This window comes from Ureibacillus thermophilus, from assembly GCF_004331915.1.
Lineage (GTDB): Bacteria > Bacillota > Bacilli > Bacillales_A > Planococcaceae > Ureibacillus > Ureibacillus thermophilus.
In genome coordinates, this window is sequence record NZ_CP036528.1 from 2,953,534 (window position 1) to 2,971,279 (window position 17,746).

The window sequence follows — 17,746 nt, forward strand, 5'->3', positions numbered from 1 at the left end:
AGAAAAAAGCGTTCGGACAGATCCGAACGCATTTGTTTCGGTTTCTATCCCACATCCCTACGCAAGTACTAACTTACAGGTTCAAAGGGTTAGTGCAATACGGCACACTCTCAGCTGACTTCATCAGCACCCCTTGTGGTACACCTAAACTATTCTGTTGGGAACAATGCCATTGTATCAAATTATAAAAATATTTCAACACTTTATTATTTTAATAGAATGGTTGTTTTACTATAGCCTTCTTTTAATTTTTCCACGTGTAAAACAGCAGGCATTGCAGATTTTAACTCTTCCACATGAGATATAACCCCGATCATTCGTCCGGATTTTTGAAGTTCGATGAGCGTGTCGATTGCTTTCATTAAAGATTCTTCATCAAGGGAGCCAAATCCTTCATCGATAAACATTGTCTCAATATTGACATTTCCTTGGTAGCTTTGAATGACATCTGCCATCCCGAGCGCCAAACTTAAAGAGGCATTAAATTTCTCTCCGCCAGATAATGTTTTGACATCCCTTGTTTGCCCAGTATACGTATCATATACATCCAATCCTAACCCGCTTGCTCGTCCATAAGATTCTACCCGGTCTGAAACTTGCAAGTAATACTGGCCGTTTGATAAGTTTTTCAGGCGCAGATTGCTCGCTTCGGTAATAAGCTCCAAATAACCCATTTGCACGTAGCGTTCAAAGGAAATTTTTTTGCTGTTTTGTCCACGGAGCAAATTGTAAAGGTCGATGATTTGATTGGATTTCTCCTCCATCCGAAATATATCGCTTGCTACTTGCTCCAACTTTTCTGCAAAGTCAATGCAATGCTTTTCACAAGCTTTGGAATGATTTAAAGCGTCCAGAGCTTTTTCATAATTGGACTGAAGCACTTTCAACTCTCTTTCTGCTTCGGTTAAGTCCACCTTTTCTTTGCCTTTCAGCTTTTCTTCCCCTTCCCTCACTTGGGTTTCCAATGAATGAAGTTGTTTTGAATAATCTTCATATTGCTTTTGCAATGATTCTATTTTTTGCGGCGAAAGCTGGGCCTGCAAAAATTCTTCCGTTGAAGCAAATTGCGCTTCCTTAAGGGCAGATAGAAAAGCTTCTTTCACCTTTTGAACTTTTCTTTGAATATGGTCTGCTTGTTCCGTTGTTTGTTTAAATGCTTCTTCAACCGCTGCGATTTGTTTAGAAGCTTCCTGATATGCAATTTGCGCCCGCTCCCAAGATTCTTTTAACTGACCTTTTAGACGGATGGCTTCTTGCAATGCGGTTTTCAATTGAGAAAGATCATGGATTTCTTCAGGAATGGATTTTTTTTGCTGCTCAAGTATTGTTTTTTCCTTCGTATATTTTTCATGGACTTCATTATATTTTTGTGCACTTTCCTTTTGAAGCTTCTCAACCTGCTCTTTTGCTTCCTGCAGCCTTTTTAGGTGTTTTTTGCTGGAGGAGAGCTCTTCTTTTTGTCCTTCCACTACTTTTACCTTGTTTTGAATGGTTTGCAATTCATTAATGAATTTCTCTTCTTCAGCAATCGGTGCATTTAAGGTGATGAATATTTCTTCGATTTCGCTCAATTGTTGACGCTTTGATTCCAATTGACCTTGTACAGCAAATTTATGTTTCTGCGCTTCGTCCAAAGCCGCTCTCAGTTTTTTCAATTCATCCTGTTCTATTATTTCTATCGTTTCTTTATGTTGGATGGAATGCTCCGTGCTGCCGCAAACCGGGCATGGCATTCCAGGCTTAAGGTTTGCTGCAAGAATCGCCGCTTGGTTATTCAGCCATTTTTCTTCTTCCTTCGCATAGATTTCATGAATATTTGTATAGGTTTCGTTGGCGTTTTTGTATTCATCTTCCAACTTTTGAATCTTTGACTTTGTTTCATGATATTTGGAGAAAGCATCTGCAATTTCTTTTAATCGGCGCTCCTCTTCCAACAGTTCATTATAGGTTTCTGTGGCTTCTTCAAGCTTTTCGATTTTTTTGCTTAGCTCTAAAGCAGCCGCAGTTTTCTCTGCTAATTGCCGCTCTAAAAGTTGAATGTGGGATTGCAATTGATTTTGTTCAGCCCATAATTTTTCTACCAGGACGCTTTGTTCATTCATTTGTTCATAGATTGGAACAAGGTTTTCCAATTCTTTTACCCGTTCATTGGTCCGTTCCCGTTCATTTTCTTTTTCCGCTTCCTGTTCATAGCGTTCTTTTGCTTCCACCAAAATTTGATTGGCCTCTTCTAGTTGTTTTTCCACACCCAAACGTTTTTTCTCAAGCTCCGTTTTTTCTTTCTCTAGTTCTAACAGTTGGGAATAGATTGGTGAAATTCTGCTTGCCCGATTTGCAGCATCAATCGTTTCCTTTACTTGTTCATAATGCGCGCTTTGTGATTGCAGTCGGAGCAGCTGGTCTTTCTTCATTTCAAAGATTTCAATCTCATCATTTAATTTTTTGTTTGCTACATAGACTTCATATTTTTCTTTATGCAGATTGAAAGCTTCTCGATAGCGCTGGTCATCTTCTTTAATTTTTTCCTGATAATATTGCTGCTCTTCCGCCAACCCTTCAAGTATTTGATAAATGTTTGAATTTTGGCTAAGCGCTAGAAATAAAGCCGATTCCCTTTTTGGAAGCGCCCCTTCGATTTGGCTGATATAGCTATTTTTCAATGCACTAGCTTCATTCAGCTGCTGGTCCATCGCCCTCTTTTTCTCTTCCAATTTATCCGCCATTTGAATGAAACGTTCCGTTCTAAAAATTTTTCTTAAAATCTCTTCTTTTTCATCCGACTTCGAAGTTAATAATTTTCGAAACTCTCCTTGGGGAAGCATCACAATTTGGCAAAACTGGTCGTAAGTCAACCCTATGAGCTCTTCCAATTTTTGATTAATTTCCGATACCCGTTGCCGCTCCACCGCAGGAATTTCTTCATTGTTAGGCAAAACTTCAAATAGCTCATATTTTTCCCCTGTTGCTGTTTTTCTTCCTTTTTTCACATGAGGGAGTCTGCGCAACACCCGGTATTTCTTTCCGCGTATCTCAAAGATGAATTCAACTGCTGTATGAACATCATCATCGGCAAAATCACTTCGTAGCATCTTTGGTTCTTTCCGGTCTTGTCCGCTCGCACAACCGTATAAGGCAAAACAGATGGCATCAAAAATCGTTGTTTTTCCTGCGCCCGTCTGCCCGGAAATGACAAAAAGCTTCTTCTCTTCCAGCTTCGTAAAATCGATGACCTCTTCATCTTTGTAAGGCCCAAAGGCTGTCATTTTTAATAAAATCGGCTTCATTTCACCACCACCGCCTCTTTTGTTTCTCTTTCTTCACTCAGCAATTCTTCCAACACTTCTGTAAATAATTGAAGGGCTTCTTCTGTCGGTTCTGTACCGACAATTTCTTGATGGAAAGCTTTAAATAAAGTGAGTTCATCCAACTGCTCCCGCCGAATGTTGATACGTTCTTCTCCGCTTTCCGTTTTGTGGATGGTTTTTCGCTCTACATGCATGGCATTTGGGTATACAGTGCGGATTTGCTCCATCGCTCCTACAACAGGCGTTAAATCCGTCAGCCTAACAAAAACGTAATCTTCGCAGTAGTCGTGTTTTAAAATTTCCTGGATGGAACCTTCAATGATTCGCAAATCCCTTCTTGGTGTGAAATTGCGCTTTTCAACGGAAACTTGTCCTTTTTCATCTAAATAGACAATGAGAAATCCTTTTTGATGATTTGCTTCAGATGCAGAATATTTTAGCGGAGAGCCGGCATATCGAATGGTTTCATTCAACACATAATGCGCTTTATGAAGATGCCCTAGTGCTGTGTAGTGAAAGGATTGAAAATAATGGGCATTGACACATTCTGAACCGCCAATGGCAAGTGGACGCTCAGAGTCGCTAGTATTTTCCCTTTGTTCTCCTGAAGGTGTAACAAAGGCATGCCCCACCAATACATGCCGCTTTGTTCGATCCATTTTTTCTTCAATTTTTTCAATGATGGCTTTCATCGCGTCATCATATGTATGAATGGATTCGCATTGGAACACATTTCGCACCGTAGAGGGCTCTGCAAAAGGAATGAGGTGAAAATGCACTTCTCCAAATTCATCTTGCAAAATGATTGGTTCTAATTGGTAATCTACTTCTCCCACAATGTATAATCCGCTTTCCTTCATCAATCGGCTGCCAAATTCAAGGCGGGTTGGGCTGTCATGGTTTCCTGCAATGCTTAGTACAGGAACTTTCCGTTTTAACACAATTTCCTCCAACACCTCATTCAGCAAATCCACTGCTTCCACCGGTGGAAGGGCGCGGTCGTATAAATCTCCTGCAATGATGACAACATCCGGCTTTTCTTCATCGATTGCCTGTATAAATTGGTTCAGCACATACCGCTGATCATCAGTCATGTAAACTCCTTGGACAAGCTTCCCTAAATGCCAATCTGCCGTATGAAAAATTTTCATCTTCAATCGACCTCCCCTTTTTGCTTTGTTTCTATTGTAGCATGGGATAAATAAAGGTGGCTATATTTTTACGAATATATGTTCTGTATTTTTTGGACATTTATTTTTAGAAATCCTTGCGCTTTCATAAAAAAACCACATCCTCCCCCGAATTAAGGAAGAATGTGGGTACATTACCTTATTAAAAAGCCCAATTTCCGTTTCTAAAAATCGGCTCTCTTGTACCATCCGGCAAAATTCCATCAATATCCATCTCGCTGCTGCCAATCATAAAATCCTCATGGGTGATTGAAACATTGATTCCTAAAGACTCTAGCTGCCCTTCCTCTAAATCGCGGCCGCCTTCAAAGCATGTTGGATAGGCTTCTCCAATCGCTAAATGATTGGATGCATTTTCATCAAAGAGCGTATTGTAATACAAAATATTAGATAACGAAATTGGTGATTCATGAGGTACTAACGCCACTTCTCCTAAGTAGGCAGACCCTTGATCTGTTTTGATTAATTCCTGCAATAATTCATTGCCGACTTTTGCGTGGGCTTCAACAATTTTTCCTTTTTCAAATGTGAGCGTAAATTCATCGATAATGTTTCCTTGATAAACAAGAGGCTTCGTATTGCTCACATAGCCGTTTACACCGAATTTGGAAGGAAGGGTATAAACTTCTTCTGTCGGCATGTTGGCAATGAATGTTACTCCTTCTGGTGTTTTGCTTGAGCCAGTGCACCAAATATGCTTATCAGGTAACTCAATTGTTAAATCCGTACCTGGGGCTTTGTAATGCAATTTGGCATATTTTTTGCTGTTTAATTGTGTTGCACGCTTTTCTAAATTTTCGAGATGTTTTCTCCAATTTTCAACCGCATCCCCTTCTCCAATGCGGACAGCTTTAAAAATTGCTTCCCAAAGAGCCGGCACTTGCTTTTCTTCCGGCAAGTCTGGAAAAACTTTTTTCGCCCATTTTTTTGAAGGCACTGCAATAATAGACCAGGCAATTTCATCATTCATAATAGCTTTCCGATAGTTCACAAGCGCCTCTCCACTGGCCTTTTGCTGAGCTGATATGCGGCTTACAGGAATGCCGCTCAATAAATCCGGATCTTCTGAATCAATCCAAAGAAGAGCGCCTTTCCGTTCAATGCATTCATCTCTTTGCGCTACAATCCATTTTGGAAACTTGCTGAATTCTTCTTCCGCTCCGTGTTCATAAAAGGCGCGGGTAATCTCTTCATCAGTAAAGTTGACATGGACCCTTCCGGCACCAGCTTCGTAAGCTTTTTTCACAACCAATCTTGTAAAATCCAACGTGTCTATAGTTGTGTTGATTAATAAATATTGACCTTTTTGAATGTTCACACCGACTTTTACAGCCAGCTCCGCGTATTGTTCCAATTTTTCTTCAAACGTCACGTCTATTCCCTCACTTTTTTGAAACGGTTTTGGAGTTCCCTTCCATCAATTGTCCCTTGTAAATCACCTTTTGCACAGGTTTTTGCCCTACTTGTCTCAACAATTTCTTATAATTTTTCTCATCTTTGTATGAAAGAAGTGTCAACACTTCCCCGTCAGCACCTGCTCTTCCGGTGCGCCCTGAACGATGCAAATATTGCTCCACTGTATGCGGCAAATCCACATGAATCACATGAGTCAGTCCTTCAATATCCAATCCCCGGGCAGCTAAATCAGTGGCAAGCAAGATGCGCGCTTCTCCCTTTCGAAAATCCTCCAACGATTTTTTCCGCTGTTCCTTCGTCATATCCGCATGCAAAGATACTACTTTTGCATCTTTATATTTTAATTTCATTTCTTTCAATAACAGCTGATCTAAATGATTGACAAAAGCAAGGCCTCGAACGCCTTCTATATTAGCGAGCCTTCTTAACGCATCCGTTTTATCCCGCTCTTCTACTTTCACAAAAGAATGGACAACTTTCCCGACTTTGACCATATCTTCCGGCTTAATTTGAATATTCAAAGGTTCCTTCATCATTCGGCTTGCCACCAACCGAATTTCATCGGTAATCGTTGCGGATACTAATACCACTTGCCGATTAGGGGACGCCCCTTCAATAAAGGATTTCACGATGACCCGATACTCTCTGCTCAACAATTGATCACATTCGTCTAATACAACGATTTCAATTTCTCTCAATTTTAATTTATTAGTTCTGACTAACTCATTGATTCGGCCAGGGGTCCCTACTACAATAGTAGGCTTTTTCTTCAATTTTTCTATTTGGCGTGCTATGTTTGCTCCTCCAATAAGCTGTTGAACGGTGATATTTGTTCCTTCACTCCACTCACGAATCACTTCTACAATTTGCATTGCAAGTTCTTGAGAAGGTGCAACAATCAATCCTTGAGTGCTTTTTTTTGAACCGTCCAATTTATGAAGCATTGGTAGCACATAAGCCAGCGTTTTCCCAGAACCTGTTGGGGATTCCGCCACGATATCTTTTCCTTCAAGCATCGCTGGAATCATTTCATCTTGAACTTTCATCGGTTTTTCAAATTTCCATTTTCTCTGTAATGTTTCGTTTAATAATTTTATGACTGACATGGTTTCCCCACCTTCCCATCTTTAGTTTACCACATATTAACAAGACTCCATTGCACCTTTCTTATAAGTGGGATGAAATGATGAAAAAAGAATTCGCTATTTGTGCTAGAATTCTTTAGCACAATCCGAATTCTTTTCAATTCATTTTATTTTTTTACTTCATATCCGCAGCGGATGATGGCCGTCTCTGCCAACACTAGCAACGAATCAATATAGCGTTCTCCCAATTGTAAATTTTTATTTACTACAGAAAGTTCGGTGCATCCTAAAATAATGCGGTCGCAATCGAGGTCGAAAACCGCTGCTTCAATGTCGCTCCATTTTTCCCTCGTTACTTCTTTCCCGGATTTTACATGATCATAAATGATCGACATCACCAATTTTTGCGTATGTTCATCCGGAATGACCGGCTCAATCCCTTCTTCCATCAGCGCCTTTTGATACACTTTCGAATAGATGGTGCCATCTGTAGCTAAAATCGCTGCTTTTTTTGCTTCTAGACTTTTCGCCCGTTTCGCTGTCTCACGAATCATGTGAATCACAGGTATAGGCGAGCCCTGTTGGATTTCTTCGTAAAAAGAGTGGGCCGTATTGCATGGGATGCATACTAAATCGGCGCCATAGGAAGCGAGTTTTCGCGCATCTTCAATAATGACAGGCACCGGATTTTGATTGGATTTCCCTAAAATGAAAGCGGTGCGGTCGGGAATTCTTGTATCATTGTCAATAATGGTATGAAGATGTTCTTGATCGTTTTTTGCATTTGTCAGGCGAACAATGGCTTCCCCTAGAAACATTGTTGCCAAGGGACCGACTCCGCCTATAATACCTAACGTTTTTTTCATTATTCCGCCAAACCTTTTTTATTAAAGTATTTTTTATATTTTCGATAGTAATTTAATTTATTTAACGTGAGCTTAATCCACCGTTTTGGATTCATATCGTATGGATAATAGAGGGAGTTTGTATATCTTCCTTCACGGATTAATTTTTTTGCTTCGATTTTCAATTTTTCATTGGTAGCATATTTGAACAAAACCCCTTTTGGGATGACAAGCCATAGATGTTTGTTGTTCGCATAAGTTAATTCTTGTTTAATATTAAACACATAGTCATCTGCCACATATTTCATTAAATTGTAGCCTGCCGCTGTCACAAAATAGCTGGAACGGCCGTTTCGCAAGTTAATCTCAAACAAATTGTATTGCCCAGTTCTTGGATCTTTTTTCATATCGAAATTCGCAAAACCGGTAAATCCAATGTCTTCAAGGAAATAACGTACCTGGTCCATCAATTCTTTATCATAAGTTGTAATTATTGCCGCATAGCTTCCTATTCCTTCAGGAGAATGCTCCTCTAAAATCGGATTGCCCAAACACATTAGTTTCACTTTGCCGTCTTTTCCAACATAAGCGTTTAACACGCGCATATAGGAATCGTCTCCTGGAATAAATTCCTGGATGATTAAATTATCTTTATAAGTGGAGCTGTAAATGGCGTCTAATATTGCATTTTTCTCTTTTTCATCATGGGCGACAAACACTTTTTTCTTTCCAGGGAACTTGCATGCCCAATAAGCGACGGAATTGGAAGCTTTAATGATGATGGGATAATCGAACGGAATTTCAAAGTCTTTATAATTTTCATAGCTGATAATCGTTGTTTTCGGATATTTAAAGCCGTATTTTTCGCACATACTATAGAAATTTTCTTTTAATAAAATTTGATCCATCAACGATTCATCAATATAAGGCACGATAAAATGTTTCTGCAATTCAGGTTTATTTTTAATGATTAATTTTGCATAATCATCTCCGCAAGCTAGGAGCAGAAGTTTCGTATCCTTATATTTTTCTGCAATTTTTTCTAATGCTGGCAAAAATACTTCTTGTTTATTGAATTGATCTACTTGTTCAAAGATGATGATTTTGCTGTCTTGCGTCGCTGTTAAGTGGGAGCGGCCCACCACTAGGGACTTTATTCCATAAGCTTCATGGAAGGCACGAGCCATTCCATAGGCATTCATGTCTGAACCGCATAAAACTGGCAAGAATGGTTGAGTCATTGTTTCTTCATCTCTCTTCATTACTTTATTTGCATACATTTTTCTTGACTAAATTGAAAGTAGCATGAAATGGTATCAAAATCAATTATTTGTACAAAGGAATTATTGAACTGTAATCATTAGAAAAGTTAAAAACATTCTGCCTTTTTGAAATAAAAAACGAGGTTGGGACAAATCTAAAAAGAGGCTGGGACAAATCTAAAAAAGGGGCTGGGACAAAAGATAAAAAAGGGGCTGTCTAAAAAGTCCATTTTAGTTGAAAATCCGCCAAAATTAAAACCCAAAGAATGTTGATTTTACAGCATTCTTTGGGTTTGCTTTTTTTAGATTTCGGGATTAAATACTACTTTTCGGACAGCCCCTTCTTACCTCTAGTCAAGTGTTTTTTATTAAATAATTTGGTTCACATAGATTTTATTTTGGAAGGAAGGGGTACCCCTTCCTTCCAAAATAAATTTTCGCATGACAAATAGACCTCACGATTTCCATTTTTTTCGCCAGGTCTTTGTGATATAATCTTACTTACGATTACTGATGCATTGTTGCCTTTTCGTAATCGTATTTCAGATTATGTGTGATAAGGTGATAAGCCGATTTCAAGAACTTATTCACGCATGCTATGGACGCAACTTTATGAGGTTTCCTCTGGGGTTGCGTTTTTAATTTATCATAATAATCTACAATATGATTTTGTGTATTTTTCCGTAGTTGGATCATGGTCTGGATCATGTAAAATAGAATCTTTCTAAGTTTGTTATTTCCTCTTTTATTAATCTTGTCTTTATAAAAGGTATTCCCAGATTGATATCTCATGATATCAATACCGACGTAAGCATTCAGTTGTTTATGGTTTTTGAATCGTCGAATATCTCCTAGTTCTCCAATTAAACGAACTGCAGTCGTTTCTCCGATTCCTGGAAATGAAATTAAAATCTGATACTCTTGTTTATCTTTCGATAATTTAACCATCTTTTGGACAAGTTGATCTCTTTTCTCCTTCAAGTCTGCAATCCGTTTGGCATAATCCCGCACTTGTTCGTGGACTTTTTAAAATTACAAGAGGCTTATTACCTAATTTTATAAAAGTTAAATTAAATATTATTTTCCATTAAATGTAACGTTAAGTTGATGACATTGGGCTCGAGCCTCCTCGGAGCTCAATTCTTCGCTCCTGCGGGGTCTCGAGACTCGGGCTGTTCCCGCAGGAGTCGCCCCGTCACTTCAATCAATTTTTAGTTATATCAATTTTTTATCAAAACTCTTTCAACTGCCCCTTTAATTTTTTGTTTATGTCCCAGCCTCTTGTTATCAAACTTTTTCAACTGCCCTTTCATTTTTTGTTTATGTCCCAGCCTCAGGCATTGTCAAAATGGTACTTTTCATCCGGGGATTCTTTTCGAAAAACTTCTTCAAGCAGCTCATCGCCTTCCGCTTTCACCCGCTTATTCAATTCATCGACCGGAATTGCATCCACCGTCTGCATATCCTCATGCAAATCAAAAATACTGACATTGTCTGATGGAACGCGGTCCGGTTTTTCTTTATAAGGCATTTCAGCAAATCGCTTTTTAGATTTTGGCAATGAATCTTTTTTCATCGTCAACACACTCCTTTACGGTAGTATGTGTTGAACATCCTTCTTTATTCAAGCCATCATATATTCTAATTTTTCGGCAAAACTTATATTGTTTGGATTCCATCTTCTATTTGGACATTGGTACACTTTGTAAGGCAGACCCAGGGCTCGAACAAATTCAGCAAATTTTCCATCAAACCAAGGCGGACTCCATGCGCCAGAACGACAAATATGTACCACGCTTGTTTTTATTCCTTTATATAAATCATCCCATTTTATATAATCAATGGAAAATGCTTTATTCATTTCTTTGAAAAATTCCGGTTTTTCTTTTGTGAAAGGACTATAAATGATATAGGCTTTTTTGATGATTCCATTTTGTAAAAGCTTTCCAAGCCAATTGGCGCAATTTACCTCAAATTTTAAAGAATCTAATCCACCATACCCCAAATCCGAATGGGCATCAAACAGATAGACTTCCTCCACGTCAAATTTTTCAGCAATTTTGTATGATAAAGCATGAGAATCCGATACGTAGATGTTCACATTCTGGTCCCATTTAAAAAATTGTTTGATTTTATCCCAAAATGAATCCACTTCATCGGAAAGGGAGAAAAATTTCTCAAAATCCTTTCCATAGGATTTGTATTGAAAATATTTTTTATACCATAAATCATGAATCGTCCGTTTGTTCTCAACACTTGATGCAATTTCTTGATTTTCAGCGGAAATGAAATAATCCCAGTCAATGGACAAAAGACTAGCCATTCTAATCCCTCCAAAAATCAAAGAGTATTGCTACTAAAATCGTAATACTCAAAAAATGGAAAATCAAATGATGGACTCTACTTATGAAAAGAAAACATATTTTTAGAGAGGAAATTTATATTCTGGTAGAATGGTAAATATAGAAAAAGTTAGGAGGGATTTATATGTATGATATAGCCATTATCGGAGCAGGTCCTGCTGGAGGAAGCGCTGCGATTTTCACAGCAAAAGCAGGAAAAAAAACAGTGATTTTAGATAGCGATCAAGGTGTTACAAAACGCGCAATGCTATACAATCACTACGGTGTAAAAGAAATTACAGGCCCTGAATTAGTGAAAACGGGAATTGAACAAGCGAAACATTACGGCGCTGAACTGATTGAAGCAAAAGTGACTGGCATCACTAAAACCGAAAATGGATTTAAAGTGCAATATGAAAACGGAGAAGTAGAAGCAAAACACGTTATCCTTGCCACAGGATTTTTAACTGACCTCGCTGAAAGCATCGGCCTTAAAACAAAACCTGGAACAGAACCAAGAGTCAAAACTATTTTTGATGTAGATGCAAACGGAAAAACAAATGTGGAAGGTATTTGGGCTGCTGGCACTTGTGCGGGAGTAAGCGTCCATACTATCATTACTGCTGGAGACGGCGCAAAAGTGGCGATCAATGTCATCAGCGAATTAAACGGCGAACGTTATGTAGATCACGATGTATTAAAATAATTGCTATTTTAATAACCGGGGAAGCGGTTCTCTTCCCCGGCTTTTTTATTTATATGGAAGCAATGTTTTTCCACAAAATCGAAAAATTTTTTGTATTCGCTTTCATGATATAATATTTCAAACAAAAGGTGTGATTGCAATGATTGCAAATTACACAAATATTTTAGTTGCCATGGACGGTTCAAAAGAGTCTGAGGCCGCTCTTCGGCAAGGAATAATAAAAAAATAATTTTCTTACAAAATAATGAAAACGCCTCAAAATGTAGAGGCGTTTTCGTTTAATCATTATTTATTTATTTTGTTTTTGCGGATTTGGATTAAAACCGCCTTCTTCTGCAATTTCTTCTCTTACTTTTTGGATGCTAGTTCCAGCGGCTGTCTTTGCTGGAGCTGGGCTTGGCTGAGCTTTACTTGAAAAACTGCTTTCTTGGGCAATCTCTTCTCTCACTTGCTGGATGTTTGTTCCAGCTGGTGTCTTTGCTGGAGTTGGGCTTGGCTGAGAAGAACTATTTCCAAAACCGCCCTCTTGTGCTATTTCTTCTCTTACTTTTTGAGGGTTTGTTCCAAAAGTTGAACTTGAACCTTGGGCATTTTGACGTTTTACTTCTTCCATATTTGTTCCAGTTTGTGTAAATTGTTTATTTTGATTCGGCATTTGTACACCTCCTAAAGTGTTATGCCTTTATCATGCTAATTTCTCATCAATTTATTCGCTGCAGCCGACACTTATTTTCTTCCAAGTAAAAAACATATTACTTGGCATAACGGGAGAAAATGTTTTAGAATATTTCCCTTGTAATCGGAACATACCAATTTTGCATTTTCTTATTTGTCCTTTCATACAATAGTGCATGTCCTGCGATGGAGGAATATCATGTACTATATACAGAAAGGACTAGCCATACTGATCGGCAGCATTTTATTATCAATCGGCATCAATCTTTTTCTGGCTCCTTATGAAATTTTAGACGGCGGCATTATCGGGCTTTCCCTCATTTTGCATTATTTGTTCGATTTAAAAATTGGATTAATGGTGATTATGTTGAGCTTGCCAATCTTTGTGATGGCATGGTTTAAATATAGACCATATTTTTACAACAGCATTCACGGATTGCTTGTATCTTCCGTCATTATTGATCTGTTGAAACCCCTTCGTTTTCTTTTGGATATTGGGGCCACTTACGCAGCCATTATTGGAGGAACCTTCGTCGGACTTGGCATTGGCATTATGCTAAGATTTAATACAAGCACCGGAGGAACGGATTTACTTGCCCAATTCATCAGCGACAAAACAAATATTAATGTTGGAGTGATTATTTTCATCATCGACTCCATCATCGTCCTCATTGGAGGAATTTTGCTCTCTGCCAGCACACTCCTATTGTCCATCGTCGCCATTACCTCCGTTGGTATTGCGACAAGCGCAGTTGCCAGAAAGGGATGATTCATAAAAACAAAAAGGGACTGTCCAGAAAGTGTAAAACTTTCAGAACAGTCCCATTTCTAATAGTAAAATGCTTTGAAAAATCTTCGCTCCTGCGGTGGTCACATTAAACGCATCTTCTCGTCGCAATTTATCTGCGGCGAAGCACTAGCTAAAGCCGCAAAGGGGACGTCTCAACTTTTCAGAGCCCCCTTTTTTATAAATCATTTGATTTCTCTTATATTTTTTACCGACTTTCCTTTGAGAAAATCAAGTTTTGTTTCAGCTAAAATAATAGCCGTCAAAATCAAAAAAGCTCCGACAATCATTCTTCCAGTCAATACTTCGCTTAAAATGATAATGGAGAAAACCATGCCCCACAATGCCTCTGTCGATAAAATAATCGCAGTTTTCGTTTCGTTCGTATATTTTTGCGCCATCGTTTGAAAGCAGTAGGCAAGGGTCGTTGAAAATAACCCTAAATACAATACAGATAATGTCCCTTTCCATTCAAGGGCAAACTCCACTTCCCCTTTGAAAAATAAGAATAGCCAACTAAAAAGAGCGGCTGCCCCCATTTGCGCAACTGTGAGCAAAATGGGATCTTCATCCTTCACATATTTGGCTGTGTAATAAATTTGATAAGCAAAACCAAAAGCACATCCTAATGTCAATAAATCGCCTAAATTGATTTCGGAAATGGATAATTCCAACGATAGAAAAGCAATGCCGATAATTGCCAAAAAAGCCCCGGACAACTCAAATCTATCAATTTTCCTTTTGTCCATAAAAAAGGCGATAAAAGGGACAATGACCACGTTAATCGCCGTAATAAATGCATTTTTCGATGGCGTTGTATATTGCAGACCGACTGTTTGCAAAAGGAAAGCCATATATAATAGCAAGCCTAAAATGAATCCCCGTTTGATGGTCGATTTCTTCATATTTTTTAACCGCTGATAAAAGATCAGACTTAAAATGAAAACTCCTATGGTAAAACGAACGGCTAATATTTGATAAGGTGTAAAATAATTCAACGAAATGGCGCTGAATGCAAAACCGCTTCCCCAAATAATCGCTGTTGTAAACAGCATAATTTCCCCTATATATTTCCCCATTGTTTCCTCCAATAAAGATTTATTCTATCTTTATATATTTTATCATGAAAATTTTTCTATATCTCAAAGGAATTTTCTATTTTTTTAATAACCGTTATGATAAACTTATTGACAGTTTAGATTTTTCTTGTTTTTGGAGTGCATGTTAGAAAGGAGGTAAACCTTTTGTTTCAATCCATTCTATCAAACATTGCAATTATTTTGCTGATGCATTTAACCATGACCTTCATATCTGATAATCATAAAAAAATTCCTCTCTTTTTTCGAAAAGTGATCACCGTCTCATTAGTTTCCTGTTGTACAATTATCCTTTTTTATTTGCCAATCCATTTGAATGAAAACTTTTTTGTGGATATGCGATTTATTCCTCTTATTTTTTTAGCGTATTTGCAGGGATGGATTGCTATCCCAGCACTATTGATAGCTTCCGCCTGGCGATTTTTCATGGGTGGAGCTGGTACGGTTCCAGGCATTGTATTTGGCATGGCACTTCCAACAATCATCGCCCTCGCCTTTCATCCACGCTCTCATTTGAAAAAACACTATATCGAAAAAATTTCAATTGTTCTTTTATGCTGGATTGTTTGTGATTTTCCTATTATTTTCATTGTACCAAATGGATGGGAAATTTTTAAGAATACCGCTTTGTTTCGCGTCACATCCTTTATTGTTACTGCCGTCATTCTATACATTTTTATCATGCAAGACAGGCAGAGAAGATTTTTAAATAGCCAGCTGGAAAAAATGGCAGATGAAGATCCGTTGACGAAGCTTTTAAATAAGAGGAAGTTTTATGAAGTGGTTGAAGAAAAGAGACATACTTTAAAGCCAAAACATTACATCGCAATGCTGGATATTGATCATTTTAAAAAAGTAAACGATACCTATGGCCATTTATTTGGAGATAAAATTTTAGTAGAAGTAGCAAACATTTTAAAAAAATACGAATCCGATCAACTCGTTACCGGGCGCTTTGGAGGAGAAGAATTTATTATTTATCTTGGCGAAACAAACATCAATTCAGCTACAAATCTGTTGGAAAACATTCGATTGGATATTAAACATACTTCCTTTCCTTATAAGGAAATTGAAAGCGTCAGCATTACGATTTCAACTGGTGTCTCTGAATTTAAAGATGACAATATACTCGAAGCTGTTTATTCTGCAGACCAAAACTTATATAAGGCAAAGAGAAGCGGACGGGATTGTCTAGTGGGCCCTGTACAAAGATACATAAATGAACCATCCAGACGAAACTTTTAGAATATGAATTCATTGAACATTTCATGATTAGCACCGATAGCCTCTGTTCTGAATACTATGTATTTAGTGAATGGGCGGGAGGTGTAAAAATGATTCATTATGTGAGACCCGGGGAAACGCTTGCGCAAATTGCAAGGGATTATCGGGTGGAATATTTGATTTTATTGGAAAACAACCCTCAAATCACAAACCCGGATTTGTTATATATAGGTCAGCCGATTAATATTCCGGGTTTGCCAGACCCAAGTACAATCCCTTATGAAATTGATGTGTCAATCAATAACCGCACTCTATCTTTATATAACAATGGGGTTTTAGTGAAAACTTATCCAATTGCGGTGGGACGGATGTTATATGAAACGCCTACGGGAAATTTTGTTATTGTCAATAGAGCCCCGAATCCAGGTGGCCCTTTTGGTACGATGTGGCTGACGCTTTCCAAAGAGACTTATGGAATACATGGGACAAATGATCCCAGCTCGATTGGTTATGCTGTTTCTAAGGGCTGCGTCCGGATGTTAAATGAGGATGTGGAAGAATTGGCAAGCATCGTGCCAAATGGAACAGCCGTATATATCCATTATTGATCCATTGGGGGCGTCTAATACATGTAGATGTCCCTTTACTCTTCAAAATATAATAACCCTCGGCACTCCTTCCTTGCCAAGGGATTTCCTTCAGGATCAATTGTGAGCCCAGTTGTTTACTGCTATTTTTTCGATTTCTCGTGATCCCCTTTTAATGGTGACGCTGATTTTTTGATGCCAATTTTTGCATTCCTGCCAAATTTCCTCATACTCTTCCGAATCCTTCTCAATTCCCTTCTTGTCTTCAAAAAAGACAAATTCAATCAATGGCTTCGACAAATCATCTACAATGATTTTTAAGCTTAATTTATGAATGGTATCCTCTTCTTTAAAATCTTCTTCATTATAAATTTGGGCATCGTAATTAATGATTGACCATCCGTGGGTGCCGCCCTTTGAAATTAATGAGCATATACTGTCGTTTACGGCAATGGCACATTCGTAGATTTCATCAAATGAGTAGCTTTTCTTTTTAAAGTTTGATTCCACATCATCCCGTTCTAGATAGTAAAAAGTTTTGGATAGCTCGTCCAATAAAATGGCCGATAAACAATCATCAGAAACTGCTCTTCGGTTGTGAGGAATTTTTTCTAGCTTCTGAATCGTCTCCTGCTCAATTTTTTCTTGCCGAAGCCGCGCCTCCCTTCTCATTTCATAAATCCACCAAAGGAAAATTCCTAATGCAATAAAGAAAAACAACTTATTTCCTGACCCCATCCATAAAAATAAATAGACTATTTCCAACACACAAATAATCAGTGTCATTTCCATATCACCTCTAGCAAAATCATTCGCCAAAACTCCAATCCATCTACTATTTATTAACCATACTATTCGATAAAAAGAGATTTATGATTGTTCAAGTAAATATTTTTCTTTGAATATGAAAGAAAATCATTTCCCATAATGATAAAAGGAAATTAAATGGATTGAGGGGATGATTTTGTCATCTAAAAATATGCTTTCAATTTGTGCTTTAGGCGGTGTATTAATGAAATCAGGAAAAACATGTATGTCATTGAATACGGAGTCAAGTGACCTTTTTTAAAGTAAGCCATTATTCCAGATTGTTTAGGGATTGTCTTCCATCCTCCTGAAGGAAAAGCCGTCCTTTTATATTAACAAAATTTCAAATAAGTTACCTAATTTAAGAGACATTAAACCATTTTATGCATCATAGCAAGTTTTAAAAAAACGATTCTAT

General features: G+C 38.0%; 15 protein-coding genes, 1 pseudogene and 1 riboswitch. Of the genes and pseudogenes, 4 read left to right on the forward strand and 12 right to left on the reverse strand.

What is annotated here, in order from left to right:
- Window positions 1-37: 37 nt before the first annotated feature.
- Window positions 38-144: riboswitch (TPP riboswitch) on the reverse strand.
- A gap of 62 nt (window positions 145-206) precedes the next feature.
- From DKZ56_RS14975 to DKZ56_RS15015, 9 genes and pseudogenes are all read right to left on the reverse strand, one after another.
- A complete protein-coding gene (locus DKZ56_RS14975) occupies window positions 207-3,284 on the reverse strand; it encodes an AAA family ATPase (RefSeq protein WP_208650673.1) in 3,078 nt (1,025 codons plus the stop codon).
- Window positions 3,281-4,456, reverse strand: coding sequence for an exonuclease SbcCD subunit D (locus DKZ56_RS14980; RefSeq protein ID WP_208650674.1), 1,176 nt, complete (start codon window positions 4,454-4,456; stop codon window positions 3,281-3,283). The genes DKZ56_RS14975 and DKZ56_RS14980 overlap by 4 nt, the downstream gene beginning before the upstream one ends.
- A 181-nt stretch (window positions 4,457-4,637) precedes the next feature.
- The gene (locus DKZ56_RS14985) at window positions 4,638-5,867 is read right to left on the reverse strand and encodes an aminopeptidase (protein WP_208650675.1); all 1,230 of its coding nucleotides are present in this window, start codon (window positions 5,865-5,867) and stop codon (window positions 4,638-4,640) included.
- A gap of 10 nt (window positions 5,868-5,877) precedes the next feature.
- Complete coding sequence (locus DKZ56_RS14990; protein ID WP_208650676.1) at window positions 5,878-7,017, reverse strand: DEAD/DEAH box helicase; 1,140 nt, start codon at window positions 7,015-7,017, stop codon at window positions 5,878-5,880.
- Window positions 7,018-7,163: 146 nt separating this feature from the next.
- Window positions 7,164-7,862: a cysteate racemase gene (gene cuyB / locus DKZ56_RS14995; RefSeq protein WP_425471028.1), complete on the reverse strand. Its 699-nt coding sequence runs from the start codon at window positions 7,860-7,862 to the stop codon at window positions 7,164-7,166.
- Window positions 7,862-9,082 (reverse strand): carboxylate--amine ligase, encoded by a 1,221-nt coding sequence (locus DKZ56_RS15000; RefSeq protein WP_208650677.1) that lies wholly within the window; start codon window positions 9,080-9,082, stop codon window positions 7,862-7,864. The genes cuyB and DKZ56_RS15000 overlap by 1 nt, the downstream gene beginning before the upstream one ends.
- Before the next feature lie 528 nt (window positions 9,083-9,610).
- Window positions 9,611-10,120, reverse strand: a pseudogene (locus tag DKZ56_RS15005) (transposase); the annotation flags it as partial.
- A 316-nt stretch (window positions 10,121-10,436) separates the two neighbouring features.
- Complete coding sequence (locus DKZ56_RS15010) at window positions 10,437-10,679, reverse strand: hypothetical protein (RefSeq protein ID WP_208650678.1); 243 nt, start codon at window positions 10,677-10,679, stop codon at window positions 10,437-10,439.
- Between the two features lie 48 nt (window positions 10,680-10,727).
- A complete protein-coding gene (locus tag DKZ56_RS15015; RefSeq protein ID WP_208650679.1) occupies window positions 10,728-11,426 on the reverse strand; it encodes an arginase in 699 nt (232 codons plus the stop codon).
- A gap of 164 nt (window positions 11,427-11,590) precedes the next feature.
- Here DKZ56_RS15015 and DKZ56_RS15020 point away from each other — a divergent pair, with 164 nt between their 5' ends.
- Window positions 11,591-12,151: an FAD-dependent oxidoreductase gene (locus DKZ56_RS15020; RefSeq protein ID WP_208650680.1), complete on the forward strand. Its 561-nt coding sequence runs from the start codon at window positions 11,591-11,593 to the stop codon at window positions 12,149-12,151.
- Window positions 12,152-12,440: 289 nt separating this feature from the next.
- Here the strand turns inward: DKZ56_RS15020 and DKZ56_RS15025 are convergent, their stop codons facing one another.
- On the reverse strand, window positions 12,441-12,806 hold the full coding sequence (locus tag DKZ56_RS15025) for a hypothetical protein (RefSeq protein ID WP_208650681.1): 366 nt from the start codon (window positions 12,804-12,806) through the stop codon (window positions 12,441-12,443).
- A 219-nt stretch (window positions 12,807-13,025) separates the two neighbouring features.
- Between DKZ56_RS15025 and DKZ56_RS15030 the strand changes: the two genes are divergently transcribed.
- Window positions 13,026-13,595 (forward strand): YitT family protein, encoded by a 570-nt coding sequence (locus DKZ56_RS15030; RefSeq protein WP_208650682.1) that lies wholly within the window; start codon window positions 13,026-13,028, stop codon window positions 13,593-13,595.
- A 203-nt stretch (window positions 13,596-13,798) separates the two neighbouring features.
- On the opposite strand, the gene DKZ56_RS15035 is transcribed toward DKZ56_RS15030, so the two are convergent.
- Window positions 13,799-14,692 (reverse strand): DMT family transporter, encoded by an 894-nt coding sequence (locus DKZ56_RS15035; protein WP_208650683.1) that lies wholly within the window; start codon window positions 14,690-14,692, stop codon window positions 13,799-13,801.
- Window positions 14,693-14,857: 165 nt separating this feature from the next.
- Here DKZ56_RS15035 and DKZ56_RS15040 point away from each other — a divergent pair, with 165 nt between their 5' ends.
- Together DKZ56_RS15040 and DKZ56_RS15045 are read left to right on the forward strand one after the other, a co-directional pair.
- Entirely contained in the window at window positions 14,858-15,955 is a 1,098-nt protein-coding gene (locus DKZ56_RS15040; RefSeq protein ID WP_208650684.1) for a GGDEF domain-containing protein, read from the forward strand.
- A gap of 89 nt (window positions 15,956-16,044) precedes the next feature.
- Window positions 16,045-16,542: a L,D-transpeptidase family protein gene (locus DKZ56_RS15045; protein WP_208650685.1), complete on the forward strand. Its 498-nt coding sequence runs from the start codon at window positions 16,045-16,047 to the stop codon at window positions 16,540-16,542.
- 96 nt (window positions 16,543-16,638) lie between these two features.
- On the opposite strand, the gene DKZ56_RS15050 is transcribed toward DKZ56_RS15045, so the two are convergent.
- Window positions 16,639-17,307, reverse strand: a complete 669-nt coding sequence (locus DKZ56_RS15050) for a hypothetical protein (RefSeq protein WP_208650686.1) — start codon at window positions 17,305-17,307, stop codon at window positions 16,639-16,641.
- Between the last annotated feature and the right edge of the window lie 439 nt (window positions 17,308-17,746).

Bases quoted from the DNA above. Each gene is read 5' to 3' on its own strand.
- DKZ56_RS14975 (WP_208650673.1), bottom strand. From the start codon at position 3,284: ATGAAGCCGATTTTATTAAAAATGACAGCCTTTGGGCCTTACAAAGAT.
- DKZ56_RS14980 (WP_208650674.1), bottom strand. From the start codon at position 4,456: ATGAAAATTTTTCATACGGCAGATTGGCATTTAGGGAAGCTTGTCCAA.
- DKZ56_RS14990 (WP_208650676.1), bottom strand. From the start codon at position 7,017: ATGTCAGTCATAAAATTATTAAACGAAACATTACAGAGAAAATGGAAA.
- cuyB (WP_425471028.1), bottom strand. From the start codon at position 7,862: ATGAAAAAAACGTTAGGTATTATAGGCGGAGTCGGTCCCTTGGCAACA.
- DKZ56_RS15000 (WP_208650677.1), bottom strand. From the start codon at position 9,082: ATGACTCAACCATTCTTGCCAGTTTTATGCGGTTCAGACATGAATGCC.
- DKZ56_RS15010 (WP_208650678.1), bottom strand. From the start codon at position 10,679: ATGAAAAAAGATTCATTGCCAAAATCTAAAAAGCGATTTGCTGAAATG.
- DKZ56_RS15015 (WP_208650679.1), bottom strand. From the start codon at position 11,426: ATGGCTAGTCTTTTGTCCATTGACTGGGATTATTTCATTTCCGCTGAA.
- DKZ56_RS15020 (WP_208650680.1), top strand. From the start codon at position 11,591: ATGTATGATATAGCCATTATCGGAGCAGGTCCTGCTGGAGGAAGCGCT.
- DKZ56_RS15025 (WP_208650681.1), bottom strand. From the start codon at position 12,806: ATGCCGAATCAAAATAAACAATTTACACAAACTGGAACAAATATGGAA.
- DKZ56_RS15030 (WP_208650682.1), top strand. From the start codon at position 13,026: ATGTACTATATACAGAAAGGACTAGCCATACTGATCGGCAGCATTTTA.
- DKZ56_RS15035 (WP_208650683.1), bottom strand. From the start codon at position 14,692: ATGGGGAAATATATAGGGGAAATTATGCTGTTTACAACAGCGATTATT.
- DKZ56_RS15045 (WP_208650685.1), top strand. From the start codon at position 16,045: ATGATTCATTATGTGAGACCCGGGGAAACGCTTGCGCAAATTGCAAGG.
- DKZ56_RS15050 (WP_208650686.1), bottom strand. From the start codon at position 17,307: ATGACACTGATTATTTGTGTGTTGGAAATAGTCTATTTATTTTTATGG.